This is a genomic window from Photobacterium sp. R1 (assembly GCF_054600795.1).
On sequence record NZ_BAAHZP010000052.1, the window covers coordinates 1 to 602 of the forward strand.

A 602-nucleotide genomic window follows, 5' to 3' on the forward strand; every position below is an offset into this window, starting at 1 on the left:
CCAGCCACTGGTCGGCATCAGGGTCAATACCGGTAGGGTTATGGCAGCAACCGTGCAGCAATACCACATCACCGGCTTTTGCATTCGCCAGAGAGCTCAGCAAAGCATCGAAATCCATGCTCTTGGTTTCGGCATTGTAGTAAGCATATTGTTCAGTCTGCAGACCCGCAGCGCCAAATACACCAAAGTGGTTTGCCCAGGTTGGGTTGCTGATCCAAACGGTCACATCGCCCAGCTGGCGTTTAATGAATTCAGCCGCTACGCGCAGTGCACCTGTACCACCCGGCGCTTGAGCCGTTTGAGCACGTTTTTCAGTAATGATGGCGGCATCTTTGCCAAACAGCAGTTCCTGAACAGCCAGACCGTATTCTGCAGTTCCGGGAATACTCAGATAAGATTTGGTGGTTTCTTTTTCCAGCAGGGTAGCTTCAGCTTTTTTCACTGTCGCCAGAACCGGAGTATTGCCCGATTCGTCTTTGTAGATGCCAACGCCCAGATTGATTTTCTCAGCGCGAGTGTCATTTTTGAATTCTTCAGTCAGTCCCAGGATAGGGTCAGCTGGTGCGGCAACGATTTTTTCAAACATTCGTGAATCATCCATG

Annotated in this window: 1 protein-coding gene; it reads right to left on the reverse strand. The window is 50.5% G+C overall.

Annotation, left to right across the window (positions count from 1 at the left end; all coding sequences use genetic code 11):
- The coding region (locus ACYP03_RS23895) for an aminotransferase class I/II-fold pyridoxal phosphate-dependent enzyme (RefSeq protein ID WP_459782346.1) at positions 1-586 on the reverse strand (586 nt) is incomplete at its 3' end.
- Positions 587-602 lie beyond the last annotated feature (16 nt).